Raw genomic sequence first — 25720 nt, 5'->3', positions numbered from 1 at the left:
GCCCATGGCGGGTCGCCCAAACAACCAAGAGGAGAAATCACAATGATGACAATGAAGAAAAGCCTGTTGGCCCTTTCAGTCGCTTCCCTGCCGATGGCAGCCACCGCTGACCTGCAGCCCATGAACGACCAGGACATGGGTAATGTCACCGGTCAGCAGGGTGTGACCATCGAGCTGTCCACCGCTGCAACCATCGACCAGGTGGAGTACAGCCAGAGCACAGCGGATGCGGACACCGGCTCTCTGCTGATTGACGGTATCCGTATCGGTGGTCACGACGATGGGGAATCCCTGGATATCGACGTTAACGTTGATCTGATCACTGAAAACGACGACCTTGGTCGTGCCCCTTACGGCGCGGATCCCGGTAATGTGGAGGATGGCGATGCCTATATTTCCGTGCGGAATCTGGGCAATGAGCCGACGCCCGTCGAAGCTGGCGTCGACCTCGACCGCCTTGGGCTCGCCTCAAGTGATGATGACAGCTCCGCAACGCTGATCTCCGACTTCACGGCGGACTTCTGGGTCAGCCAGCTGGATATCACCGCGCGGGTGAACAACCAGATCGCCGACGGCAATGAGGACACCGGGTCAATCCGCATCCGGAATGTGTTCCATGCGGACATCGGCGCGGACTTCGATGTTGCGGCGGTAAGTCTCCCCAGCATCCGCATGGCTGGCGCAGACCAGCTTGAGAACCTCAAGGGCGATGCAGGCGATCTGAACCGCAACGCTCTTGCCGTCACCGGTGTGACAGTCAACGCGGAAATTGGTGCAGGTCCTGCCCTCTCCACAACCGCGGGTATTGACGGCGCGCCGGATAACACCCTGCGCGTGGACATCAATGAGCTGACCACCAGTATCTGGATGCCCACGGTTAACGTTGGCAGTGGCGACGGCACAACCGCCAGCATCGGTAATGTTGGTATTTCCAACCTCAACATCGCTGATACTCAGATGGCCATCTACGGTCGCGAGTAAATGCGATCCAGAGGGCCGGTCCTGCCGGCCCTCTTTTCCTCTCCCTATCCCGCTTAAGTAAAGCCATTCCCTTCGCTGTCCCTGAATAAAGACGGGAAACGCCCATCCCTTTCAATATGGCCTGCTGCAGAATTGATGGAAAAAGGACACGGTGCCCTCGATACAACCGCGGATCCGATATGGAACCGTCGGGGAATTATACAGACAACTGTATATTGTTCGGGAACGACAGGCTCAGGAAAGACGTGGGGATAAACGCGTAACGTAGTGAAAAGTGGCGGTGGGCCAGACCACAAATAGGCCGAAAAACCGCCGTATAATCATGCATTTACGCGCCCCTATCTTCTATAACCCCCTGCCAGACTTCATATTCTTGTGTTACCGCGTTTCATCCGATAGCATCGCAGTGTAAATCCTTTGGTACGTAGTTATGTACGTGCTCAAACCCCGGATTAGAACCCCGGCGATAGGAGCGGATGAGATGCCGAGGAAAGCGCAACGACTGACCACCACAGCCATCAACAAACTGCAGCCCGGCATCGGCAAGGACGGGAAACCGTACAACCGCTACGTGGCCGTGGGCGGGGTATCCGGCCTGATGATCGAGGTGGCGGGCGGCGGCGGCAAGTCCTGGGTGCTGCGCACTACCGTTGGCAGAAAGCGCCGCCATATCGGGCTCGGTGGTTACCCTGACGTGCCGCTCGGGCAGGCGCGAGAGAAAGCCCAGGCGATCAAGGACAAGATCAGTCAGGGGATCGACCCCGTAGAGGAAAAGCGAGCCGCCAGGCGGGCTCTGATCGCTGAGCAGCTATCCTCGATCACGTTCGACCAGGCGGCCGATGAGTACATCCGCATGAAGGAAAAGGAGTTCCGCAACCCTCGCCAGCGTCAGCAGTGGGCAAACAGTCTGCGCGATTACGCCACCCCCCATATTGGCGATACGCCGGTTAAGGAGATCGACCTGGCCCACATCAAGGCCGTTCTGGATCCGATCTGGGAGTCGAAAACCGAGACCGCAAACCGGATCCGCGCCCGGATGGAGAATATCCTGGGCTGGTGTGCGATCCACGGTTACCGGGAAGGCGACAACCCCGCTCGCTGGTCCGGTTACCTGGATGAGGTCTATCCGTCGCCGGAGAAGATCAAGAAACGCGGTCACCACGCGGCCATGGCCGTGGAGGATCTGCCCGAGTTCATGGGCCAGCTACGCCAGCGCGACAGCACCGCCGCCATGGCCCTGCGCTTTCTGATCCTGACAGCCACCCGCACCAATGAGGTCATTGGCGACAAGCGCATCGGCAAATCGGGCATCACTTGGAAGGAGATTGATCTCGCCAGCCGGATCTGGACCGTACCGGCCGAACGGATGAAAACCGGGAAGGAGCACACGATCCCACTGTGCGACGAGGCGGTCGCGATCCTTCAATCCGTGCCCCAGGGCGGCCCTGACGATCTCGTGTTCGCTGGCCCGAAAGGTGATATCCCGTCCAATAACTTCCTTTCCTCGCTGCTGAAACGCATGGAGGTTCCGGTCACGGCCCACGGCTTCCGCTCCACCTTCAAGGATTGGGCGAGAAAGCACACAGGCTACGCTGATGAGGTCTCCGAGCTGGCTCTGGCACACGTGAACACAGACGCCACACGCGCCGCATACGCCCGCTCAGGGCTCATTGAAAAGCGCCGCCAACTGATGGGCGATTGGGAGCGATTCACCCGCGAAGGACTGCCGCAAGATGACAGTGCAACCGTGACACCAATCGGGGAGGCACGGGCATGAACGAGTGGGCGCACAGTTCGGATTGGTGTACCCGCCTGCCGAAACGCCTTTCCGATACATGGCAGTGGTTCAGCGCTATATGGGCGTATGACTACGGCGACCCTGAGCCGCTGGGAACGCTGATTCAGGGTGGGGATATCCCGGCGGAGTATCGCCAGGCGGTTTCGGATATTGTGACCGGCAAGCGCAAGCCAAACCGCCGCGCCGCAGCGAAAGCGAAAATCCCGGCCAGGGAGCGCGCAGAGGCCGCATCCGCCATATCGGTCTGCCAGGGATTGCGGGACATGGTGAAGTATAACGCCATCAACCCAGACCTAGACCCCGAAGGGGAGTGGGGAGCAGGCGCAGCGGCTGTAGCGCACACTGTCGAGCCCGTGGAACTAATGCGCGGCGCTGACGATGTAGGCCAGGATGGTCTCAGGATCGTCTGCGAGGAGTATGGCGTCAGCGAGGAGGCAGCCGAAAACCTGATGCGTGAAGCCAAAGCAAGATTGGCCCGTTGGCCCGAGGTTTGAACAACTGCGTTTGTACTACACGGGCTCTTTATAGGGTCTGACCCTTCGTGTGGAACATGGGGTGTGTCATCAAGCAACGTTGAGGCACACCAAGATGAAATACCTGTCAGATAAGCAAGTCTCAGAGCGCTATGACGTATCCCGTGCCACGGTCTGGCGCTGGGTGCGGAACGGCGCTTTCCCCTCCCCCATCAAGATCACTGCCGGCTGTACCCGCTGGAAGCTCGCGGACCTGGAAGCCTGGGAATCAAAGCAGGAGGGCGCGGCATGAACCACGAAACCGGCATTGACCGCATCACCCGAGCCAGAAGCCAGATGCAATCCATGGTGCTGATGTTCCAGATGTACCTGGAGGCCCTGCACAGCGGCGAAACCGACCAGCTCCCGCCCGAGATGCTCATTAACTACGTGTGGCAGCTGGAACAGAACCTGGAGGCCATCGACCTGGGATTGAAGGAAGCACAAGAGGGGGGCGAGGTATGAACGGCTGGACAACCATCCCGGCGGCCAGTGAGCTGACCGGCATCCCGATCCCGATGATCCACCAGGCCATGCTTGCCGGTGACGTGCGCGCCCGGCGCTGTACTGGCGAGACGGTGGTCGTGCTCTCAGACGTCCGCGACATGCGGGCCAGGATGATGGCGGAGAGGGGGTGTTCTGAATGCAGGGACTGAAAGAAACCGCCCCCGCCCCGGAGGCAGCCGGGAACGAGGGCATAGGGCAGCAACAGCAACGCTACACAGAAAGGTTCGCATTTCCCTACCTGGTGCGCAAGGAGATCGACCTGGTTTCCCTGGTGGGATCGTGCTTCAGCCGGATCCGCATTGTGCCCGGCAAGCTGGCCCGCTTCGACGCCAACGGCAACCCCGCGACCCCCTTTCAGGCCACCATGCTGTTCCGCGAGCTGGTCAACGTCGCCAACCAGTCCACGGGCTGGGAGCGCATTCTCCCCTGGCCCATCCGGCGCAGCCCCGGTGACAAGCCTGGTGACAAGTTCGTCACCGCGGGAACGGCAGTCTCGATTGGCTTCACGCCCATCGGGTTTGAGCCCTGGGAGCTGATGAGCATGCCCGAGCGGCTGATCGCCTGCGCCGGCCTGGCCGATGGGTACCGGATCCATCAATGCACGGGTGAGCCGGTGGCCTGCGCCGTGGGCGAGAACAACCTCCCCCGCATCGTGCGCAGCCTGCGAATGATGAACCCCTCGGTGGTCGTGGCCGTCGATAACGACTGCGCCGGCCGTGACGCCGGCCAGGCAAGCGGGTGCCGCTGGACCTGTCCCGAAGGCGTGAAGGATTGGTCCGATCTTTACCAGGAGCACGGCATGGACGCGGTGCGCGAAGCCATTAAGGAGGTCGCGTAAATGGCCGATGATCTGAACCCACCACTCGATATCTACGATGAAGCCGCCGACGCGGTGGCTGAACCTGAGCCGGAGCCGGAGCCGGAGCCGCCAGAAGATCACGCAGAGGATCAGCCGCGCCCGTTCAACCTGGAGAACGCCCGAGTCACGGATCTACTCTACAGCGACCCTCCCGCGCGGCGCTGGATCGTTCAGGAGCTGCTGCCGATGGACGTGGCCGGGATCCTGGCCGCTGCTGGTGGTACCGGCAAGAGCATGGCGACGCTTCAGCTGGCCGTCAGTGTGGCGACCGGCATCCCGTGGCTCAACATGGAGATCAGCGAGCCCGGATCCGTGCTGATGCTGTCCGCAGAGGATGACCGGGACGAGGTTCACCGCCGGCTTGCGCGAATCATGGAGCACTACCAGAGCGACCTGGCCGGATCCGATGAAGCGGGTTTCCAGCGGTACAGGGACGCGGTGAGCCGGAACCTGTATGTGTTCGACCGGGTAGGCGCTGACAACCGGCTGACCGTCAAACAAAACGGCGAAACGCAGCGCACCGCCCTGGCCCGAGATATTGCCGACGCCGCCGCCCCTCTGGATGACCTCAAGCTCATCGTGCTGGATCCGCTTTCACGTTTCGATGGTGGCGAGCCCAACGACAACAGCGACGGAACGCGGCTGATTGAGGCTGCCGAGGCCATCCGCCGCCATACCGGAGCAACAGTCCTGCTACCGCATCACGTCAGCAAGGCCAGCATCCGTGACGATGACGCCGGCCAGGAGGCCGTCAGAGGCGCGTCAGGGCTGGTGGATGGTGCCCGCTGGGTAGGCATGATGGCGGGATTGAAAAAGAGCCAGGCGGAGCAGTACGGGCTCGATGAAGATGATGCAGGGCGCTATGTCCGATTCACGACGCCGATGTTCAACTATGGCCCGCCCTGGGAAGGTGTGTGGCTCAAGAGACTGGCCGGAGGGGTGCTGGTGCCTTCAGAGCTGCAACCTGCGAAGGAGCAGAAGAAAGATAAGAAGGCGGATGCAGAGTATCAGCGGATTCTCGCTGGCATCGTCTCCCTGGTTCGCAAGCATGGCCCAATGTCGCGCAAGAAGATCGAGCAAGACTATGGCGGGCAGTCCAATATCCTCAAGGCCGGGGAGAAAAGCGTCAGGAATGCAATGACGCGAGCCGTGGAGCAAGGTGACCTGATTCTGATTCAGCGCTTCGATCGTCACCAGCACATCGCAATCCCTGGCGAGGGCGTGGCAAAGGAGGCCAGCTGATGGGCGTGGCAGTGTGGCAGCGCGGCAGGTGTGGCACTTGCCACGCCGCCACGGCTGAGCCCTTGCGAGACAACGGATTCACGGCGGTGCGTGGCAGTTACCCAGTTTGCCACGAGGTACGCTGAAACGCCCGTATGACGCGGCGCGGCACGTGGCACGCGGCAGCCCCTAAAGGGGCGTAGTCATGTTTGCCACGCCCTTCAGGGTGCGGCACACCAGCTGCCCGCACACCTGGAACCGGACAAATCGGACGCAAACCGGACACGAAAGCGGACAAGAACAGACAGGCTCTGGAAGGGGAAGATGGTGAAAGTCACGCCAACCCGCAGGCCCTGGTAGCCCACACAAAATGATGGCGGTTATCATCACTGCCACTACCTGCTAACTTTCAGATACTTGCACGTTGCTCGACGCCTAACGTATCTTTCTACGTACCAACTTTGATAAGATATTCGCACGTAGAACCCATCTTCTGATCCAGTAATGAGTCCGTAACCCATGGCTAGACCGTTTGAAAAGCTCCCCGCCGGAGCCCGTAACCACCTGGAGGCAATGGCCGCCAACGGCCTGCTATCGGAATCGGCAGCGGCCACTGCGCTGGGCATGCCGTTCGACCAGTTCCGCCGCGTCATCACTGAACACGAGCCCTCTAAGCGCATATGGGAGGACGCACTGGCAGTAGAGCGTGACCAACTGCTCAATGCCCTGTACTCCAAAGCCGTGGAAGGCGACGTCAAAGCCTGCCAGACCCTGCTGGCCTCCCGGCACGGTATCAGCGATAAGCAGCCACAGAACGGCGGTGGTGGCGGTGTGAGCGTGGTATTCAATCTGCCCGACGCCATGGACCCGGCGGAGTACGCGAAACGCGTGCAGGTACAGCAGGAAAGGCTGAACGATGACAGCCAGTAACCAGCGCCCGGATGATCTGAGCCAGTGGCAACAGCAGGCCATGGCCGTGCCGGAGGAATACGACCTGTTCCTCGGTGGTGGCCGTGGTGGCGGTAAGACTCATCTACTCGCTGCCCTGTTTCTGCGCCATTGTGAGCGTCACCAGGAACGCGCCCGGTGCCTGGTGGTGCGCAAGTCCCATCCCGGCCTCCAGGATCTTGAAGCGGAGTTCCGCGACTTCTTCACGGCAGTCTACGGGGATCGCCTGCGCTTCGACGGCCAGAAGCACAAGTTCACCCTGCCCAACGGGGCGACCGTGCAGCTCGATCAGATGGAGCGTGAAGCCGACTTCCAGAAGTATCAGGGCAAGTCCTTCAGCCATATCGCGGTGGACGAGGCCGGCCAGTACGCCAGCCCTGCCCTGGTGGACCGGCTGCGCTCATCTCTGCGTGCCCCTGCTGGTGTGCCGGTTCGCTTCATCCTGATCGCCAACCCCGGTGGTGTGGGCCATACCTGGCTCGTTCGTCGATACGCGCTGGCCGCGTCCTGGCAGCCCTACACCGATGAGGCCACCGATTTCGAGTTCGTCACCATCAACAGCACCTACCTGGACAACGAGTTCATCGACCGGGAACGCTACGCCCGCAACCTGATGGCGTCCTGTGCCACGGATCCCGAGCTGGGCAGAGCCTGGCTGGAAGGCGACTGGTCCGTTATTCGCGGTGCTTACTTCGCATCCGTGCTGGATCAGCAGCGGGTGATGGTCGAGCCCTGGCCGCGCCTGCCCTCCGCCGCGCCGCTCGATATGTGGGCTGATGGGCCATCCGGTTGGCGGTACTCGCTGGCCCATGACTACGGCAGTGCAGCGCCGTCTGTGACGTTTGTGGTGGCCGAAAGCCCCGGAGCCTATGGCCCGGATCGTTACTTCTACCCCTCCGGCTCCATCGTCCTGGTCGATGAGGACAGCACCACGCACCCGGACGATATCAGTGCCGGTCTGGGTCTCACTGTGCCCGACCAGGCCAGCCGGATCGTGGATATGTGCCGACGCTGGGGCATCTCCCCACACGGCGTGGCCGATGACGCGATCTTCAACAATCACGGATCCGCCGCCGGCACCATCGCTGATGAGTTCCGAAAAGCCGGCGTTCACTTTCGCAGGGCGCATAAAGGATCCCGGATTGGTGGCTGGCAGGCCATGCGCCGGCTACTCGCTGATGCCGGCAAGCCCGACAAGCCCGGCCTGTATGTGTCCAGATGCTGCCAGGTCTGGTGGGAGACCGTTCCCAACCTGCCTCGAGATCAACGAAACCCGGAGGACGTGGACACCACGGCCCCCGACCATGCCGCCGATGCGTGCCGGTACGCACTGACCCGCATTGAAATCCCCCATGTAACCATCCGCTTTTGAGGTATCCCATGAGTGAAGAAACCTTTGAACAGCTCCAGGAAGAAGTCCAGAAACTGCGCGACAAGAACAAGCAGCTGCTGAACGAAAAGAAAACCATCCAGGGCGAGCGCGACCAACTGGCCGACAAGGTCCAGGGTCTGGAGAGCGAGCGCGATAACCTCAGCGGTGAACTGAACCGCATCACAATCGAGCAACCGCGCCGCGAGATCCTGGAGGACGTCAGCGTCCCGGATATGACCGACACGCTCCAGCGCGAGCTCGATCACCACTTCGATATCGAACGCACCGATGATGGCCGCGATATCCTCAAGCACAAGGACGGCACCCCGGTCACAGTTGAGGAGGAAGGCGAGGCGCTGGAGCTCAACAGGGACGGCCTGCATGCGCTGTTCGACAAGGGCGTCCTCCCGAGCCTTGGCCGCATGCTCCTGGGCAGCCAGTCCACCGGCGGCGGGGCACCCGGCAACATGGGCGGCGGTCCACCCCCGAGCACGGGCCAGAAGCAGCCGCCGCGCCCGGATGGACGTTTCGGCATGCGCTGATTACAATGCAACCAAGGCGGTGAAGCCCGTGGTGGATCCGCCTGCCCCTTCCAGGCCCGTGGCCTCTATCCTCCGTAACCCGTGGTACGTGGGAATCATCCGAAACTGACTTAGAGGTGATTCTCTATGGCTATCGTACGTCTGTCGGACATTATCGAGCCGACCAAGTTCACTGATTACATCGTTCAGAACACGATGACCCGCACCGCCCTCATGCAGTCTGGCGTTATGACGCGTAACAGCGTGATTGACGATCAGATTACCGCCGGGGCTCACAGTTTCACCGTCCCGATCTGGAATGACCTGTCGGACGATGAAGCGGACATCATCTCCGACGACCCGAATGAAACGTCCACCCCGCGTGGCCTGAGCACGGATAAGCAGGTGGTGCGCAAGGCGTTTCTGCACGGCAGCTGGTCCGCCATGAACCTGGCTTCCGAGATCGCGGGTGATGATGCGCTGAACCGCGTCCAGAACCGCGTCCAGGCGTATTGGGATCGCCAGCTCCAGAAGCGTCTGGTGGCCACCCTCAACGGGGTACTGGCGGACAACCAGGCCAATCACGGCGGCGATATGGTGCTCGATATCTCTGGCGAGACTGGCGACGCGGCCAGTTTCAGTGCCGAGGCGGTGATCGAGACCACGGGCACCATGGGTGACGCCATGCAGGATGTGACCGGGATCGCCATGCACTCGGATATCTACCGTGCCGCGCTCAAGAACGACCTGATCGAGTTCGTACCGGATTCGCAGGGCGCTCTGACGCTGCCCACCTTCCGTGGCCTGGCCGTGGTGATGGATGACGCGCTGCCCGTGAACGGTGAGAGCTACACCACCGTGCTGTTCGGTCGTGATGCGGTTGGCTTTGGTGTATCGGCCCCACGGGTTGCCGAGGGCACCGAGGTGGAGAGCCTGCCCTCCTCCGGTAACGGCGGCGGTCAGCAGGTGCTGCACTCGCGCATCAATGCCGGTGTGCATCCGGCTGGCTTCAGCTGGAAGGAAGCCACCATTGCTGGCGAGTCACCCACCATTGCCGAGCTCGCGGACGCGACCAATTGGGAGCGAGTCGCAGAGCGTAAGGCGACCCCGCTGGCTTTCCTGGTCAGCAAAGTGTGACCCCACACCGGGCAGGGAGGCCCGGCTCTACCCGGAGGTGCAACGATGATTACCCACGATCAACAAGACTTCTACAACCTGGTGGCTCAGCCACTACCTCATCCATTCAGAGCCCGCGTCTACAACCACACAGGCCGCCATATCGCGACCCTGTACGAACGCACCCGCGACACGCTCCAGGCGCGTGCACAGCGTTTCTGTAGCGCCATTGGCCGGGGATGGGCGGAGTACCCGGACGATGAGTAAGGACACCCACCCGGATCACGGCGTCTGGATCTTCCGCGCCCGAGGCAACGGCTCCGCCCCGGTGGCCGGCTGGCAGCTGGTGAAGGGATCCGAGTCCATTGAGACCTGGCGACAGAGCGGCGAGACCCTGGTCGCGCTCCAGCGCCGGCACCTTGCCGCGTGCCGGGAACTGGCGGACTGCCCTCCCCGGCCTGTATCGGTTGCCCTGGCGGAAGAATAACCCCTTTCCGGGCCATTGACGGCCCACCTTGTCGCGCCTCTATTCCAAATCGGTCTTAGCACGATGATTGCATTACTTAACCTAGCACATGAGATAACCCACTACAGGCTACTGTTTCATAACGCCATGCAATACCTATGCTTGGCCGCAGAGACATATACCCGGACGGCATAAACCCGCGCCTATCGTGATTCAGCATCCGGGATCGGTGTCCCTCCTAAGCCCCTGATACCCGCCAATTCTGTCAGAGCACCGGATTTCTGCCCGAGACTGGCCCCGGGCCACGCGAACGGGGTGTGACGTGAGCAAATCTCACTTCGGTATTGTGGTCAGCCCCAGGCCACGCGCACGCCCGAGCAAATGAGCCTGCTTCGGGGGCGGATTTACAACCGGAGTAAGAAGGCGCGCGGGGCGCCTGAAGGGAACACGAATCGAGCGACTCAAATAGATCAAAATGATCCAATTGAAAAGCGAAGCACCGCCGAAACCCTGGCCGACAAGCACGGCGTATCGGCGCCCACCATCAAACGCGACGGCCAATTCGCGGACAGCGTGGAATCGCTGAAAGAGCACGCGCCCGGACTCCGAAAACCCCGGAATCAGGGGGAAATTGCTCTACAAACAGGCCGTTACCACCATTTTCAGGATGGTACGTAGCAAGTCACGTAAATTATTTTTTGGCTTATAAGTGACTGATTATAAAGGGATAGTGGCGGTGGGCCAGGGATTCGAACCCCGGGAGGGCGTTAACCCTCGGCGGTTTTCAAGACCGCTGCATTCGACCACTCTGCCAGCCCACCAGGAAGGTGCTGTCGGAACGGACAGCAGGCGGAATATTACCTTAAATCGGCGTCATGTCAAAGTGTTGAAGCCCCCAAATGCATACGGAAAGGCTTTGCACTGGCCCCTGGACGCTTTATGATTGGGTATACAGTCAAGAGTCCATCAAGGAGATTCCGCACATGGCCGACAACCGTTTCCCCAATGCCGCCCAGAGCCGGGCCCAGGGCGGGGTCCGCGAAGGGCTGAGCACCGAGGTCACGACGGTACTGCGCAACACCTACATGCTGCTGGGCCTGACCCTGGCGTTTTCCGCTGTAACGGCCGGAACCAGCATGGCGCTGAACCTGCCCCATCCGGGCCTGATCCTGACACTGGTCGGTTTCTACGGCCTCCTGTTTGCCACCCACAAGCTCCAGAACAGCGTCTGGGGCCTGGTCACCACCTTTGCCCTGACCGGCTTCATGGGCATGACGCTGGGCCCGATCCTCAACACCTTTGTCGCCAACGGCGCGGGGCACCTGGTCACCACCGCACTCGGGCTGACCGCTACTATCTTCCTTGCCCTGTCCGCCTATACCCTGATCACGCGCAAGGACTTCAGTTTCCTCGGCGGCTTTATCTTTGCCGGTGCCCTGGTGCTGATGGGCGGCATGCTGATCGCGTTCCTGTTCAATCTGCCGAACCTGCATCTGGCGATCTCAGCGGGCTTCACGCTCTTTGCGTCCGCCTGCATCCTGTATCAGACCAGCGCCATCATCAACGGCGGCGAGCGGAACTACATCATGGCGGCCATTGGCCTCTATGTATCGCTGTATAACCTCTTCATCAGCCTGCTCCACCTGCTGATGGCGTTTGCCGGCGAGAACTGATCGGGCTTTGAAGGCGGCCTTTCACATCACTGCAGGGCCCAACGAACGCCAGGCGCTCCATTCCGCCTGGTGTTTCGCCAGTGCACTTCTCCAGGCCGGCCACAGCATCAACCGCATCTTCCTCCAGGGGGATGCGGTTTTTCTGGCCGCAAACCCCACCCCAGCCTCACCCTTCCGGAACGAAAACGCCAACCAATGGGAACGGCTTATCGCAGCATGGTCGCTTCCGGCAACCGTATGCATCGGATCGGCGGAGCAACGGGCCCTTGGTGAAGGCCATCTGAGGCCCGGCTGGTCGACTGGTGGCCTGGGTGACTGGGTGATGGCCTGCACCGAGGCGGACCGCATTCTCCAGTTCACGGGGGAGCGGTGATGACAGCGCCGGGCCCTCCCCCCCTGCCCGATCAGCTCTTCGTGCTTGACCGCGGCGAGGACAGCGGCGAATTCCTGGATATGCTGCTCACACTCTGTACCTTTGGTATGAGCACCAGCCTGTTGCTGGTGGAGTCAGGCATTACGGCACTGACGGCAGAGCACCGGGGAATCCCCGTCACGCGGTTTTCGGAGATGGGGTTACAGCAGCTCATGGTGGGATTACACGGCGCCGACGATCCGGATCCTGAGCTGCCTGACTCCGTCACCACCCTGAACAGCGACCAGATCCGGGATCTTTACGCACGGGTTCCAAGGATTCTGCATCCATGACGGGGCGTGTGCACGTGCTGTCCAAGGCCCCGGACCACCCGCGGCATCAACGGTGTCTGACGATGCTGGGCCCCGGGGATACGCTGGTGCTGACGGCAACCGCCCTGAAACGGTTGGCGCACCGGGAACCGCTGGATGGCGTTCAGGCGGGCAGGATCCTGGCCCTGACGGAAGCCCCCGAGAACCTGACCCTGCCCCCGGGATGCACCGCCATAACGCATGCCGCTTTTGTGGAACAGGTCCTCACGGCTCATCAGCCCGTTTTCTGGTAGCGGCCTCAGCTCAGAGCCCGACCAGCACAACGGGCACCAGGGCCGCCAGCAGCCCACAGACACCACCCGCCAGCATCAGCCGCCCTTCCTCGGCGGCGAATACCGGTCGGAGAAGGGACTGGAACGCTTCCGGAGACAGTGCCGCGATCCGCTCCTCGATAAGCTCAGCCACGATGCGCGCCCGGTCATGGTTGAAGGCATCATCCCGGAACACCTCCTCTGAGGCACTCAGGGCCCGGTCATTCATGCTTTTCTTGAGCTCCGTATAACCGGAGGCGCCCACGGCCATCTGGGTGCTGACACGCAGCACCGTCGACTGATCCAGAAGCGGGCGCAGGTGTTTCTGGATGATGGCACGTGTCCGCCCGGACTTTTCCCCATGGACAATAGCGTGGGCCACCTTTTCACAGGTGAGAAGTTCATGGGCGACACGCTGGCCCCAGATGTGGCTGATCTCCGGCTGACGGCGCATCAGCAGCCCCTGGATGCGGAAAGGTCCCCAATGCTTTCGCTCCCGCGGCCTGAATATCAGGGTTATCGCGATCCAGTTGGTCAGAAGGCCAACAAGGAAACCGCCCCCGAGAAGCAGCCAGCTGGAGGGCCAGACGCTCCATCCCACAGCAAGCGCAACACCCAGAAGCAGCCCTATGACGGCGCCACTGCGGATCACGAAGCGGAAGGTGGACGCGCCGGCATCCTGCAAAATATTGTTCATGAAATCCGGATGCTGACGCAGTTCCTCGCTCATCAGGGCCCGGAGGTCCACCAGATCACCAAGTTCCTCCCCGAAATCCGCCACCATGGCGTCCACCCGTTCCGGCAGGTTGTGCTCGACATAGCGGTAGATCCGCCCTTTGACGCGCCGCGGCAGGTTATCCCAGAGCACGGGATGATGCTCATACATCACATCATCCACGTATTCCTCGAGATGGGGCATGATCCGGCTCACCACCTCCCCGGTGATCAGCGCCGGATCCAGTCGCTGGTAAAGGCCGGTGAGGTCGCCACTGCGCGCCAGGGTCCGGTCAATGCACTCATGGGCCATTTCCTCCGCCCGACGCGGAACCACGCCCTGCCAGCCCAGGAACGGGGGCCTGCCAACAGGCTCAATCGGGTGGAAAAGCATCAGAACGGCCAGGCGGTTGGTAGCCCAACCGACCAGTGCGGTGAACAGGGGCAGTGCCCAGATGGTGAGCGGTAGTTCGGATACGGTCACGTGTGCGGTCCCTGAGCGCGTATTCAGGACGACACTCTAGCGGAAACCGGCGCCTAACGGTATGCAGCAGCGCCGCGTGGCACTGCTGAATCCATCAGTAGTAGGCGTTCTCGCGGTAGCTGTGGTCGGTCACGTCCTCGATACCACTGATCTCAGGGAGCTGTTCCTTGAGGGTACGCTCCACGCCCTGCTTGAGCGTGAGACTCACTGCCGCGCAACCCTGGCAGCCACCGCCGAAACGCAGCACGGCCACGTTGTCATCGGTCAGTTCAACCAGTGACACCTCGCCGCCATGGGCTGCCAGGCTGGGGTTGACCTCGGACTGAAGGACGTAGTTCAGGCGTTCCGACAGGGGCGCGTCCGCGCTCACCTGCGGTACCTTGGCATTGGGCGCCTTGATGGTCAGCTGGCCACCGGTCTGATCCTCCTGAAAATCGATCACTGCCTCTTCCAGAAAGGTGATGCTGTTGTGATCGATGTAGAGGGGGAACTCATCCATGTCGAGCTGCTCGTCGGACGGCACCACCTCGTGGGGCGGGCAGTACGCCAGGCAGGTCTCGGCGTGACGGGTTCCGGGCTGGGTCACGAACAGCCGGACTCCCATCCCCTCAACGTCCTGTTTCTGGACGAGCTGACCCAGATAGCGCCGGGCTGATTCGGTGACGGTGACGGTATCCAATGCCGCTCTCCCTCTTGATGGTCAAGTATGCGTCTATTGTAAGGAAGCAGTCCCGGGAATAAAAGACCAACCAAACGGGTCAGGAATTACGGCGCTTGCACAACATCAAAAAAATTTGATGAACTATCAGGACTTTTCCGGATTCTGTGTTAGCATTCGTTTACTTCAAGCAAAACCCGCAAAAGGGACACGGATAGTATCCCCCTTCAGACAACGCTCAGGATGACGCTCTCCCTGCCATACAGGGTGACCGCCTGGCGCACATTTTCTGTCTCAAGATTCGATAACTGACAATGAGGTAGTTGAATCAATGAGTGATCGACAAACTCGACTCGAGCAGCTCCGAAAGGCGCTGCAGGAACGCATCGTCATCCTGGATGGCGGCATGGGTACCGAAATCCAGAACCTCCAGCTCAGCGAGGCACAGTATCGCGGTGAGCGGTTCAAGGATTACGAATACGAGGTCAAGGGCAACAACGACCTCCTCTGCCTGAGCCAGCCGGAAAAACTGTGGGACATCCACAAGCAGTACATGGACGCCGGTGCGGACATCATCGAAACCAATACGTTCAACTCCACGCGGGTGTCGCAGTCCGACTACCACATGGAGGACCTGGTTCCCGAACTGAACCAGAAGGCGGCCCAGCTGGCACGTGAATGCGCCGACGCCAAGACCGCCGAGGATCCCAGCAGGCCGCGTTTCGTGGCCGGTGCCGTGGGCCCAACGTCCAAAACGGCGTCAATTTCGCCGGACGTGAACAACCCCGGCTACCGCAATACCAGCTTTGATGCCCTCTACGAGGACTATTACGAAGCCATTGAGAACCTGATCATTGGTGGCGTCGACATCATCCTGCTGGAAACCATTTTCGATACGCTGAACGCCAAGGCCGCCATCTACGCGGCACAGCAGTACGAAATCGATTCCGGGGAAGAAGTGCCGCTGATGATCTCCGGCACCATCACGGATGCCTCCGGCCGTACCCTGTCCGGCCAGACCACCGAGGCGTTCCTGAACTCGGTTGAGCACGCCAATCCGCTGCTGATCGGCCTGAACTGCGCCCTGGGCGCCGACGCCATGCGTCCGTACGTGGAAGAACTCGCCAACAAGGCGCCCTTCTACGTGAGCACGCACCCGAACGCGGGCCTGCCCAACGAATTCGGCGAGTACGATCAGACGCCGGAAGAAATGGCGGACATCATCGAAACGTTCGCCCGCGATGGCTTCCTGAACGTCATTGGCGGCTGCTGCGGCTCTACCCCGGACCACATCCGGGCCGTCGCGGAGCGCGTCAGCAAATACGAGCCACGCAAGGTGCCGAAGCGTGAGCCCAAGCTCCGCCTGTCTGGTCTTGAGCCGTTCACCGATGATGACAACGTCGTGTTCATCAACATTGGTGAACGGACCAACGTCACCGGCTCCAAGAAGTTCCTGCGCCTCATCAAGGAGGAGCAGTACGAAGAGGCCCTTGAGGTGGCCAAGGACCAGGTTGAGAACGGTGCGCAGATCATCGACATCAACATGGACGAAGGCATGCTCGACGCCAAGGAGTGCATGACCACCTTCCTGAACCTGGTGGCGTCCGAGCCGGACATCTCCAAGGTGCCGATCATGGTCGACTCCTCCCGCTGGGAGGCGATCGAGGCCAGCCTCAAGTGCATCCAGGGCAAGAGCATCGTCAACTCCATCAGTCTCAAGGAAGGTGAGGAAGACTTCCTGAAGAAGGCACGCTCCGTTCGCCGCTATGGCGCGGCCGTGACCGTGATGGGCTTCGACGAGCAGGGTCAGGCGGACACCGCCGAGCGCAAGATCGAGATCTGTAAGCGCTCCTACGACCTGCTGGTCAATGACGGCTTCCCGCCCCAGGACATTGTGTTCGATCCGAACATCCTGGCGATCGGTACCGGCATTGAAGAGCACAACAACTACGGCGTGGACTTCATCGAAGCCACCCGCTGGATCCGCGAGAACCTGCCCTACGCCTCCGTCAGTGGCGGCGTGAGCAACCTGTCGTTCTCCTTCCGCGGCAACAACGCCGTGCGGGAAGCCATGCACTCGGCCTTCCTGTATCACGCCATCAAGGCGGGCATGAACATGGGCATCGTCAACCCGGGCCAGCTCGTGGTCTACGATGACATCGATCCGGAGCTCAAGGAGCACGTCGAGGACGTGATCCTGAACCGCCGCGACGACGCGACCGACCGTCTGCTCGATATCGCCGAGAAGTACAAGGGCCAGGGCGGCCAGGAAAAGAAGGAAGACCTGGAATGGCGCGAATGGCCGGTTGAGAAGCGGCTTGAGCACGCCCTGGTCAAGGGCATCACCACCTACATCGACGAGGACACCGAGGAAGCCCGCCAGCGCGCGGAGCACCCCATCGAGGTGATCGAGGGCCCGCTCATGGACGGCATGAACGTGGTCGGTGACCTCTTCGGCGAGGGCAAGATGTTCCTGCCCCAGGTGGTCAAGAGCGCCCGTGTCATGAAGCAGGCGGTGGCCATTCTTATCCCGTACATCGAGGCCCTGAAATCCGAAGGCCAGAAGGCCAAGGGCAAGATCCTGATGGCCACGGTCAAGGGCGACGTCCACGACATCGGCAAGAACATCGTCGGGGTTGTACTGCAGTGCAACAACTTCGAGGTGATCGACATGGGCGTCATGGTCCCCTGCGACCAGATCCTGCAGAAGGCCAAGGAAGAGGACGTCGACATGATCGGCCTCTCCGGCCTGATCACGCCCTCGCTGGACGAGATGGTGCACGTGGCCAAGGAGATGCAGCGTCTGGACTTCCAGGTGCCGCTGCTGATCGGTGGTGCCACCACCTCCAAGGCGCACACCGCGGTCAAGATCGACCCTGAGTACCAGAACGACCAGGTGCTCTACGTGAACGACGCGTCCCGCAGTGTGGGCGTGGCCGCCAAGCTGGTGAGCGAGACCGGCAAGCAGGAACTGGTGGACAATACCAAGGCGGAATACGACAAGGTCCGCGAGCGGCGCAAGAACCAGGGCCGTAAGGCCAAGATCATCCCGATCGAGAAGGCCCGCGCCCGCGCTCCGGAGCTGGACTGGGAGAACTACACTCCGACCAAGCCCGAGTTCCTTGGCCTGAAGACCTTCGAGGACTACAACCTGGCGGAACTGCTGGACTACATCGACTGGTCCCCCTTCTTCCAGAGCTGGGATATGCCTGGCAAGTACCCGGACATCCTGGAACATCCCGAGAAGGGCGAAACCGCGAAGAACCTCTTCGATGACGCCCAGCGGATGCTCCACTGGCTCATCGATGAGAAGAAGATCCTGGCCAAGGGCGTGATCGGTTTCTGGCCGGCCAACCGTGTGGGCGATGACATCGAGATCTACACGGATGACACGCGCCAGGAAGTCCTGACCCGCGTCCATCACCTGCGCCAGCAGGATGACAAGGCGCCGGACAAGCCCATGATGTGCCTGTCGGACTTCATCGCCTCGAAGAAGTCCGGTATTCCGGACTACATCGGCGGCTTTGCCGTCACCGCCGGCCACAAGGCCGACGAACTGGCGAAGGAGTACGAGCAGGCCAACGATGACTACAGCGCCATCATGGTCAAGATCCTCGCCGACCGCTGCGCCGAGGCCCTGGCCGAACGCATGCATGAACGCGTGCGTAAGGAATTCTGGGGCTACCAGACGGACGAGCAGCTCAGCGCCGAGGACCTGATCAAGGAGCGCTACCAGGGCATCCGTCCGGCGGCCGGCTACCCGGCCTGCCCGGACCACACGGAGAAGCCCGAGCTGTTCCGCCTGCTTGAGGCCGAAGCCAACGCCGGCATGGAGCTTACCGACAGCAACGCCATGCTGCCGGCAGCGGCGGTCTCCGGCTGGTACTTCGCACATCCGGAGTCCAAATACTTCGCGGTGGGCAAGATCAGCGTGGATCAGGTCGAGGACTACGCCAAGCGCAAGGACATGAAGAAGTCCGAAGTGGAGCGCTGGATGATGTCCAACCTCGCCTACGACCCGGACGAGTAATCCGCTCACAGCCCTCCTCCGGGAGGGCTCCGGGTAGAAGAACGCAAACGGGCGTCAGGCCACCTGATGCCCGTTTTTTATTGCTTTATAATGGTCGGATCAAACCAGCCCACAGGAGGTTTTGTGAGCCATAGTGATCAGAACAAACCCGGACTCTGGCAGGTGGTTTTCAGCATCCTCGCCGCCGCGCTGGGCGTGAATTCAGAGAGCAATCGTCAGAAGGACTTCAGCGCGTCTTCGCCCTGGCCATTCATCATCGGCGGGATCATCTTCGGTGTAGTCTTCGTGGTGGGTATCGCGCTTATTGTGAAGATCGTTCTGGAGAGCACCGGGGCGGCCTGAGCGCCCCGGCATTTCACACAGGATTACTGCGTGGCAACAAAGGTGGTTGCAAGTGCCACGAAGAGCAGGATCAGCCCGACCGCAGCGAATGCATCAACACGCTCGTCACTTTTATTCGGTGCTGCATCGTTCCGGCCTTCTTCGTTCTGGTTGCCGTAGCTCATTGCTTTCTCCCAACAAATGCTTATGGTCAATCGGCGACGGTGCCCATGATAACCCGCCTTGGGCCCCCTTGCCAGCATCCGCGACCGGTCACTGGAAACGCCCCGCGCGCACCCACTCAACCCCTTTCATGATGCCGGACTCCACCGCGCTAGCGGCACTGAGGCCGAGCTTCTCGGGCAGCGTACGGCGGCGCTCGTAGCGCACCAGCAGGACATCACGCTCATCACAGGCCTCAGTTATAACCTGATCCGAGGTCTTGAGGTCATCCGCCAGACTGACATCCAGTGCCTGGCGGCCAAACCAGATCTCCCCCGTGGCGACCCGATCAATATCCACCGCCGGGCGGTGTTCACTCACGTAGTCCTTGAACAGCTGATGGGTCTGCTCCAGATCCTCGGTGAACTTGCGCCGGCCCTTCTCTGTATTTTCGCCGAACACCGTCAGGGTGCGTTTATACTCGCCCGCGGTCAGCACCTCGAAATCCACGTCATTGCGCTTGAGAAGACGATGCACGTTCGGAAGCTGCGCCACCACGCCAATGGATCCCAGAATCGCAAACGGAGAGGCGATGATCCGGTCCGCGACACAGGCCATCATATAGCCTCCGCTGGCAGCGACCTTGTCCACACAAGCGGTCAGCGGCAGCCCGGCGCGGCGGATCCGGTCCAGCTGTGCCGCCGCATAGCCGTAGGAGTGCACCATCCCACCAGAACTCTCGAGCCGGATCATCACCTCATCCTGCCCGGGCTCGGCCACTCCGAGTATAGCCGTGACACAGCGACGCAGCGCACCGGTCTGGCTGGCCTTCAGGTCCCCCTGAAAGTCCACCACATAGAGGCGCCCGCGGCGTTGCGCGCCGTCATTCCCCTTCTCTTGTTCAGCCTTTTTGGCCTTTTTCCGGCTGCGCCTGAGTTCCTTCAGCCATCGCCGGCGGCCGGCACCCTCGTGCAGATGGGCCTCCAGGGTGTCGCGGTTGTCCCGCAGGCGATCATTCACCCTGATGACCTGCAGCTCACCCTCATCCTCCTGGTTACGCCCGCGCTGCGCTGCCGTCATGATCATCGCCGCCACGATCAGAGCGGCCACTGCGAAGGTCACGATCTTGGCCAGGAAAAGCCCGTATTCCGCAAGAATCTCCACCAATCACTCCTTTACCGAAAGTTCCATACACAACCCGTGACTATTCTACGCATCACCACGGCACAGCATAAGAACCCGGTGATTCGGGTATTCAAACAAGCGTTCGATCAAGCTTGACAGCATTGACGCCCCCACCTACAGTCGGCCGAAGCCATCCCATGGCGAAACAACAACGGCAACCAAGGACTTCGAGCATGTCTGTACAACCCGTATTCGAAAAACTCGAGAAGAACTTCAACGCGGACGCTGCTGCCGGCCTGGACCTGGTATTCCAGTTCGACATCGAGGACGATGCCTCCTATCACCTGATCATCAAGGACGGCACCTGTGATCTGAAGGAAGGCACACATGACGACCCGTCCGTGACCCTGATTATGAACTCGGAGACCCTTCAGGGGATCGTCAGCGGCGAGACAGATGGCATGCAGGCATTCATGGCCGGGCAGCTGCGCGCTGAAGGCGACATGATGCTGGCCACCAAGCTGGGTGAGCTGTTCAACATCGGCTGAGGCCTTACCCGGGAACGCCGAACCCACCGGCGTTCCCGACCACCTTCGATGCGTACTTCCCTGCCCCCTCTAGAGACCCACATCCTGGAGTGATGTCTCCGCCAGGCGGAGCAGTTCCGGGTTCGGCGCGGCATTCATTCCCAGCTCCTCGATGTAATACTCCAGTGAGGTGATGGCATCCGCCAATGCTTCCAGAATCCGTGATTCCGGTGGCTGCTGAGTGTTCAGAAGCTGGTTCTCGATCGCCCCCGTCACACGGGCGACAACACGGGCCGCGTTCTCGTTTCCGAGAAGCTGCATCCCACCCTCGATACTGCGCAGGGTGGCCGGCACGTTCGCCAGATGCAGCTTATCGAAATCGGATTCAAGAAACGCGGTAATCGCCTGTTTCGCCAGGGTAAGCGCTGAACTGGCCTCGTCACTGAGCACAATCAGCGCTTCCTGCACGTAGACCGACCCCTCATCCCGCCGCACCTTGTGCGCAAGACGATCGGTGTCCGCCGTAATGCCATGGCTGGCCAGGTGCTGGGCCGCCTCCTCAATATTCAGAACGGCATCCGCGACTGCATAGAGCTCCCCTTCCGATGGCAGCGCGCCTTTCTGCTCCCAGTCCCTGAGGCGTCCGGCTTCCTGGCGAGCCAGCGAACTGAGCTGATGGAGGTCCAGAATCAGCAGGGAGTTACCCACCCGTTCCAGGGAATCAGCAATGGTCGCGAGCTCCGTGGTGTCCGGATCGATCCCCCGTTCGACAATATCCAGCCGGTCCTTGAGTTCGCTCAACTCCTCATTGATCGCGGCCGCAAAGGAGCGCAGAACGTCGGCGCCAGGCCCATACAGGTGGCGCTGATGCTCAATCAGCTCTGCCTCGGTGATATCCGGCTGCACCAACCCACTGTTATCCAGAACACTCCGTACTTCCGGATCGCTGGAGCCGCTGCGGTAGAGGATATAGACGAGTTCGCGCACCAGTGCATCCGACGGCGACTGCTGTGCCACCGAACTGCGGCTGTAGACCAGGTCCCGCGCCTGCTTCTCGATGCGCATGAACAGCCGCTTGCGGTTGCGCTCAACCGGCAGCTGCTGCTCATCCAGCACATCGGCTGTCATGCTGACCAGGCACCAGAACGACTGCATCGCGCCCTCACCACAAAGCCTTGCAAGACCATGGGCCGAACGCGAGATCAGCCGACAGCTGGTCCGGGGATCCTGATTGCGCAGCAGCCCGAGCAACCCCACCTGGTACATCAGGCGGAAGCGGCGTGCGTGCACCTCGAATTCCGACTCGTCAGAGGTCGCCAGTGGCGGCACCGGACGCTGGCCACAGAAATCGGGAGCCACACTCAGGCCGGCACCGAAGAACCAAGAATCCGGATAGGGTGTATCCCGCCGTGCTTCACGGATCTCGTTGACCACCGGCAGCAACAGCTCGGGCCGATCCACCTGCTGGCGCTGGTAGTATTCGATGTAACGCCTCAGTGTGAACAGGGCGTTACTGAGCGCGGTCAGGAGGTTGTTCTTGTCATCCGTGGCCCCCACTGGCACCTCGTTCGCCAGGACCACCGCTTCCTGACAGAGCAGCGCGCCTCCCTTGAGTTCCACCAGGGAAAAAATCCCGCGCAGCTGATTGAGATAATCCACACAGTTCTGCAGATCCTCCTCGCTTTCACGGTTCTCCTGGAACTGCTCAAGACTCTGTTCCGCCTGACCGATCGTCTGTTCGATCTCCTCGCGGACCAGCCCGAAGGACTGGGTCTTGCTTGCCAGTGACGCCTGCACCATAAACGGGGCTTCCACTATAGAGTCAGATATTCAATAACCTGTAGCAGGTTTTTCAGTTTTCTCAAGAAATACCCTGCTCGTCCCAGAGCACATTGGTCTTGGCTGCCATGCCATCGAGGAAGGCCCGATGCGCATTCAGTTCCTCTTCATCCGCCTCGGGGACAGCCAGCGGGGATCGCCCGGGATCCAGCCGCCGGATTTCCGTACCGGCATCCTGTCCGTCTTCAGCCTCTCCCAGGGACAGAGCTGTCTGACCGCCGGTCATCGCCAGATAGACCAGGGCCAGTATCTCAGCATCCAGCAGTGCCCCGTGCAGTTCCCGGTTACTGTTGTCGATACCGTAGCGACGGCACAGCACATCCAGGTTATTCTTCTGCCCCGGGTGCTTGCTGCGCGCCATCACCAGCGAGTCCCGGATGCCGCACACATCAGTAGTGCGCGGGTAGCCCCCGTCAAGCATCCCGAACTCATGGTCCATGAAACCCACGTCAAAGGGCGCGTTATGGATGATCAGCTCGGCGCCACGGATGAACTCCAGGAACTCATCCGCAATCTCCCGGAATGTCGGTTTGTCGGCCAGGAACTCATTGGTGATCCCGTGGACCTCGATGGCGCTGTCCTCCACCTCCCGTTCCGGGTTGATGTACACATGGTAGTGACGGCCGGTCAGCTCACGATCGGCAACTTCCACGCAGCCGATCTCAATGATCCGATGACCCTGCTCGGGTTCCAGCCCCGTGGTCTCAGTATCCAGCACAATCTGACGCATGCTTCAGCCCCTGCCTTCCATCACTTCCGCCGCTCCCCTGTTTGCCAGGGCGTCGGCCTGTTCGTTGCCATCGTTACCGCTGTGCCCACGTACCCAGTGCCACTGGATCCGGTGTGACTGAACCAGTTCATCCAGCCTCTGCCACAGTTCCGCGTTCTTGACCGGCTTGCGTGCCGATGTTTTCCAGCCATTACGCTTCCAGTTGGCCATCCACTGGTTGATGCCGTTGCGCACGTACTGCGAGTCCGTGTAGATGTCCACGTCGCACTGGCGCCTGAGCGCTGCCAACCCCTCGATCGCGGCCCGCAGCTCCATGCGGTTGTTAGTGGTGCCCGGCTCGCCACCCCAGAGGTGTTTCTCGTGGTCACCGTAACGCAGCACCACACCCCATCCGCCCGGCCCCGGATTGCCCTTGCACGCGCCATCCGTGTACAGCGTCACCTGGCTCATGAAAGCTCTCCGCTGTCACCGGGGCGGGTTTTCACCACCCTCAGTCTGGCCCGTCCCATCCCAGGTGACACGTTACGATTTGCAACCGGCATGGATGCCACCCCGGGTTCGGGCATCACCGGCCGCAGCGGAATCCCCGCCGCATCCCGTTTTTCCGCTACAACACAATAGAATCCCCCGAAAGGCACCTGAATCCCCCGTTCATAGAAAGGTTCGAGAAAGGCCAGCCGCGTCTGCAGGCGGCGGCCACCGACCGGCGGGCGGAAGAACCCGTAGCGTGCCGGTGCCACACAGCACCCGAGCACCTGCGCCCAGTCCTGAACACGCCGTGCCAGTAGGAAGCGGCTGTTCCAGGGCGCCTCACGCCGAAGGCCGAACAATCGGCGCAGACCCCAGAGCCCAACCGGGTTGAACCCGATGACGATGACCTGACCACCGGAGCGCACTACCCTCACCGCTTCCCTCAGGGCCTGACGTGGGTCCTCGGCCAGATCCAGCGTGTGGTGCAGTACCACCGAGTCCATCCAGTCATCATGGAAGGGCAACTCCTCGGGCCTGGCGATGACCGGCCCGCGATCCGTATCAGAGTTCACTTTGGGCAGCACCTGTGGCTGCTGCCCCTCCGGCAGGCGTGGTGTGACTGCCAGTGCCGAATCCAGACCAACCTCAAGATGGCGTGTACCGAAGACACGGGTCATGGCCGTCGCCACACAGGCCTGTTCCTGGTTCAGCAGAGCCGAACCCAGCCCGGTTCCGAGCCAGTGTGCGAATGCCTCTGCGTTCATACTGATTCCCCCTGTCCGCAGCGCAATTGTCGAGCCCTGCGCCACAGCTGGCAAGTGCGCTCTCGTCACAGGCTCTGGTTTTCCTATAATGGGGGTGAATCCAGTAACGGAGTCCGCTATGAGCTATCAGGTCGATGCCATCCCCGCACTCAGCGACAACTACATCTGGTGCATCCATGATACAGAAAGCAAAGCCGCGCTGATTGTGGATCCCGGCGAAGCAGCCCCTGCCCTGGATTTCCTCGAGCGCAACAGCCTGACGCTTGAGGCGGTTCTCCTGACCCATCACCACCCGGACCACACCCAGGGGGTGGGCAAGCTGATCGGCGACAGCGGCGTGCCCGTGCACGGCCCTGCGGATTCACCCTTTGGCGGCATCACCAACCCCCTGCGTGAAGGTGACACCCTGGGCTGGCGGGCGCTGTCATTCCAGATCCTGGCCGTACCCGGACACACGCGTGATCACATTGCCTTCAACAGCGACAGCCCGGGGCTCAGCCAACCCATAACCCTCTGTGGTGATGCCCTGTTCGCCTGCGGATGTGGTCGGCTGTTCGAGGGCAACCCCGCACAGATGCGCGCTTCCCTGGTAAAACTCCGCGAATGGCCGGACAACACTCTGGTGTGCTGCGGCCACGAATACACCCGCGCCAATGTCGCCTTTGCGCGCGCCGTCACACCGGACGACACAGAGCTTGCGGAATACCAGACCAAGGTTGAACGGTTGCGTGAAGCCGGCCAGCCCTCGGTCCCCACCACCCTCGGGCAGGAACGCCGCCTTAACCCCTTCCTGCGCTGGGATGACCCGGCCGTGGTAAGTTCGGCGGAAACCAGGGCCGGCGAGCACGGGCTCGACGGGGACCGCATCTTCGGCATCATCCGGGAGTGGAAGGACGGTTTCCGCGGCTGAAAACCGCTTTTAACAG

Annotated in this window: 30 protein-coding genes and 1 tRNA gene; 22 read left to right on the top strand and 9 right to left on the bottom strand. The window is 61.2% G+C overall.

Annotated features, from left to right (window positions below):
• Positions 1–42: 42 nt before the first annotated feature.
• From CK501_RS05685 to CK501_RS05620, 14 genes are all read left to right on the top strand, one after another.
• Positions 43–981: a DUF6160 family protein gene (locus CK501_RS05685; RefSeq protein WP_095616780.1), complete on the top strand. Its 939-nt coding sequence runs from the start codon at positions 43–45 to the stop codon at positions 979–981.
• A gap of 481 nt (positions 982–1462) precedes the next feature.
• Positions 1463–2758 carry a tyrosine-type recombinase/integrase gene (locus CK501_RS05680; protein ID WP_095616779.1) on the top strand — a complete coding sequence of 432 codons (1296 nt, stop codon included), beginning with the start codon at positions 1463–1465 and terminating at the stop codon, positions 2756–2758.
• A complete protein-coding gene (locus CK501_RS05675; RefSeq protein WP_095616778.1) occupies positions 2755–3273 on the top strand; it encodes a hypothetical protein in 519 nt (172 codons plus the stop codon). Before CK501_RS05680 ends, CK501_RS05675 begins: the two co-directional genes overlap by 4 nt.
• Positions 3274–3367: 94 nt before the next feature.
• Positions 3368–3544: a helix-turn-helix transcriptional regulator gene (locus CK501_RS05670; RefSeq protein ID WP_095616777.1), complete on the top strand. Its 177-nt coding sequence runs from the start codon at positions 3368–3370 to the stop codon at positions 3542–3544.
• Positions 3541–3756 (top strand): hypothetical protein, encoded by a 216-nt coding sequence (locus CK501_RS05665; RefSeq protein WP_095616776.1) that lies wholly within the window; start codon positions 3541–3543, stop codon positions 3754–3756. Before CK501_RS05670 ends, CK501_RS05665 begins: the two co-directional genes overlap by 4 nt.
• Positions 3753–3947: a hypothetical protein gene (locus CK501_RS05660; protein WP_095616775.1), complete on the top strand. Its 195-nt coding sequence runs from the start codon at positions 3753–3755 to the stop codon at positions 3945–3947. Before CK501_RS05665 ends, CK501_RS05660 begins: the two co-directional genes overlap by 4 nt.
• Entirely contained in the window at positions 3935–4636 is a 702-nt protein-coding gene (locus CK501_RS05655) for a hypothetical protein (protein WP_095616774.1), read from the top strand. Before CK501_RS05660 ends, CK501_RS05655 begins: the two co-directional genes overlap by 13 nt.
• On the top strand, positions 4637–5899 hold the full coding sequence (locus CK501_RS05650; protein WP_095616773.1) for an AAA family ATPase: 1263 nt from the start codon (positions 4637–4639) through the stop codon (positions 5897–5899). It begins immediately after the preceding gene.
• A 498-nt stretch (positions 5900–6397) separates the two neighbouring features.
• The gene (locus tag CK501_RS05645; protein ID WP_143421389.1) at positions 6398–6808 is read left to right on the top strand and encodes a hypothetical protein; all 411 of its coding nucleotides are present in this window, start codon (positions 6398–6400) and stop codon (positions 6806–6808) included.
• The gene (locus tag CK501_RS05640; protein WP_095616771.1) at positions 6795–8198 is read left to right on the top strand and encodes a phage terminase large subunit; all 1404 of its coding nucleotides are present in this window, start codon (positions 6795–6797) and stop codon (positions 8196–8198) included. Before CK501_RS05645 ends, CK501_RS05640 begins: the two co-directional genes overlap by 14 nt.
• A gap of 8 nt (positions 8199–8206) precedes the next feature.
• Complete coding sequence (locus CK501_RS05635; RefSeq protein ID WP_095616770.1) at positions 8207–8740, top strand: hypothetical protein; 534 nt, start codon at positions 8207–8209, stop codon at positions 8738–8740.
• A 126-nt stretch (positions 8741–8866) separates the two neighbouring features.
• The gene (locus CK501_RS05630; protein ID WP_095616769.1) at positions 8867–9856 is read left to right on the top strand and encodes a major capsid protein; all 990 of its coding nucleotides are present in this window, start codon (positions 8867–8869) and stop codon (positions 9854–9856) included.
• Between the two features lie 45 nt (positions 9857–9901).
• On the top strand, positions 9902–10102 hold the full coding sequence (locus tag CK501_RS05625) for a hypothetical protein (protein WP_095616768.1): 201 nt from the start codon (positions 9902–9904) through the stop codon (positions 10100–10102).
• On the top strand, positions 10095–10322 hold the full coding sequence (locus CK501_RS05620) for a hypothetical protein (protein ID WP_095616767.1): 228 nt from the start codon (positions 10095–10097) through the stop codon (positions 10320–10322). Before CK501_RS05625 ends, CK501_RS05620 begins: the two co-directional genes overlap by 8 nt.
• A gap of 710 nt (positions 10323–11032) precedes the next feature.
• Here the strand turns inward: CK501_RS05620 and CK501_RS05615 are convergent.
• Positions 11033–11122 (bottom strand) — tRNA-Ser (locus CK501_RS05615).
• Between the two features lie 162 nt (positions 11123–11284).
• On the opposite strand from CK501_RS05615, the gene CK501_RS05610 reads away from it, so the two are divergent.
• From CK501_RS05610 to CK501_RS05595, 4 genes are read left to right on the top strand one after another with little or no spacing between them, the layout of a single operon-like run.
• Entirely contained in the window at positions 11285–11974 is a 690-nt protein-coding gene (locus tag CK501_RS05610) for a Bax inhibitor-1/YccA family protein (protein ID WP_095616766.1), read from the top strand.
• A 7-nt stretch (positions 11975–11981) separates the two neighbouring features.
• Entirely contained in the window at positions 11982–12347 is a 366-nt protein-coding gene (locus CK501_RS05605) for a DsrE/DsrF/TusD sulfur relay family protein (RefSeq protein ID WP_158223054.1), read from the top strand.
• Positions 12347–12679: a hypothetical protein gene (locus tag CK501_RS05600; protein ID WP_095616764.1), complete on the top strand. Its 333-nt coding sequence runs from the start codon at positions 12347–12349 to the stop codon at positions 12677–12679. The genes CK501_RS05605 and CK501_RS05600 overlap by 1 nt, the downstream gene beginning before the upstream one ends.
• On the top strand, positions 12676–12951 hold the full coding sequence (locus CK501_RS05595) for a hypothetical protein (RefSeq protein ID WP_095616763.1): 276 nt from the start codon (positions 12676–12678) through the stop codon (positions 12949–12951). The genes CK501_RS05600 and CK501_RS05595 overlap by 4 nt, the downstream gene beginning before the upstream one ends.
• 10 nt (positions 12952–12961) lie before the next feature.
• Here the strand turns inward: CK501_RS05595 and CK501_RS05590 are convergent, their stop codons facing one another.
• Both CK501_RS05590 and nfuA read right to left on the bottom strand, forming a co-directional pair.
• On the bottom strand, positions 12962–14167 hold the full coding sequence (locus CK501_RS05590) for a DUF445 domain-containing protein (RefSeq protein ID WP_198949411.1): 1206 nt from the start codon (positions 14165–14167) through the stop codon (positions 12962–12964).
• A gap of 94 nt (positions 14168–14261) precedes the next feature.
• A complete protein-coding gene (nfuA, locus tag CK501_RS05585; RefSeq protein WP_095616762.1) occupies positions 14262–14846 on the bottom strand; it encodes a Fe-S biogenesis protein NfuA in 585 nt (194 codons plus the stop codon).
• Positions 14847–15156: 310 nt separating this feature from the next.
• Here nfuA and metH point away from each other — a divergent pair, with 310 nt between their 5' ends.
• Positions 15157–18855 (top strand): methionine synthase, encoded by a 3699-nt coding sequence (gene metH, locus CK501_RS05580; protein ID WP_095616761.1) that lies wholly within the window; start codon positions 15157–15159, stop codon positions 18853–18855.
• 123 nt (positions 18856–18978) lie between these two features.
• Positions 18979–19197: a DUF2970 domain-containing protein gene (locus CK501_RS05575; protein ID WP_225741667.1), complete on the top strand. Its 219-nt coding sequence runs from the start codon at positions 18979–18981 to the stop codon at positions 19195–19197.
• A 23-nt stretch (positions 19198–19220) separates the two neighbouring features.
• Here the strand turns inward: CK501_RS05575 and CK501_RS16820 are convergent, their stop codons facing one another.
• Together CK501_RS16820 and sohB are read right to left on the bottom strand one after the other, a co-directional pair.
• A complete protein-coding gene (locus CK501_RS16820) occupies positions 19221–19361 on the bottom strand; it encodes a hypothetical protein (protein WP_158223053.1) in 141 nt (46 codons plus the stop codon).
• Positions 19362–19449: 88 nt separating this feature from the next.
• Positions 19450–20502: a protease SohB gene (gene sohB / locus CK501_RS05570; RefSeq protein ID WP_095616759.1), complete on the bottom strand. Its 1053-nt coding sequence runs from the start codon at positions 20500–20502 to the stop codon at positions 19450–19452.
• 194 nt (positions 20503–20696) lie between these two features.
• Here sohB and CK501_RS05565 point away from each other — a divergent pair, with 194 nt between their 5' ends.
• The gene (locus CK501_RS05565; protein ID WP_095616758.1) at positions 20697–21011 is read left to right on the top strand and encodes an SCP2 sterol-binding domain-containing protein; all 315 of its coding nucleotides are present in this window, start codon (positions 20697–20699) and stop codon (positions 21009–21011) included.
• A 69-nt stretch (positions 21012–21080) separates the two neighbouring features.
• On the opposite strand, the gene CK501_RS05560 is transcribed toward CK501_RS05565, so the two are convergent.
• From CK501_RS05560 to CK501_RS05545, 4 genes are all read right to left on the bottom strand, one after another.
• Entirely contained in the window at positions 21081–22790 is a 1710-nt protein-coding gene (locus CK501_RS05560) for a chemotaxis protein (protein WP_095616757.1), read from the bottom strand.
• Positions 22791–22851: 61 nt separating this feature from the next.
• Positions 22852–23559 carry a DNA polymerase III subunit epsilon gene (gene dnaQ, locus CK501_RS05555; RefSeq protein WP_095616756.1) on the bottom strand — a complete coding sequence of 236 codons (708 nt, stop codon included), beginning with the start codon at positions 23557–23559 and terminating at the stop codon, positions 22852–22854.
• A 3-nt stretch (positions 23560–23562) separates the two neighbouring features.
• Complete coding sequence (rnhA, locus tag CK501_RS05550; RefSeq protein WP_095616755.1) at positions 23563–24009, bottom strand: ribonuclease HI; 447 nt, start codon at positions 24007–24009, stop codon at positions 23563–23565.
• Positions 24006–24794 (bottom strand): class I SAM-dependent methyltransferase, encoded by a 789-nt coding sequence (locus tag CK501_RS05545; protein ID WP_095616754.1) that lies wholly within the window; start codon positions 24792–24794, stop codon positions 24006–24008. Before CK501_RS05545 ends, rnhA begins: the two co-directional genes overlap by 4 nt.
• 118 nt (positions 24795–24912) lie before the next feature.
• Here CK501_RS05545 and gloB point away from each other — a divergent pair, with 118 nt between their 5' ends.
• A complete protein-coding gene (gloB, locus tag CK501_RS05540) occupies positions 24913–25704 on the top strand; it encodes a hydroxyacylglutathione hydrolase (RefSeq protein ID WP_095616753.1) in 792 nt (263 codons plus the stop codon).
• The last annotated feature ends 16 nt before the right edge of the window (positions 25705–25720 follow it).

The sequence above is a fragment of the Halovibrio salipaludis genome, assembly GCF_002286965.1.
Lineage (GTDB): Bacteria > Pseudomonadota > Gammaproteobacteria > Pseudomonadales > Oleiphilaceae > Halospina > Halospina salipaludis.
The sequence above is the reverse complement of the archived record's forward strand: the minus strand, read 5'-3'. Positions and strand labels throughout refer to the sequence as shown.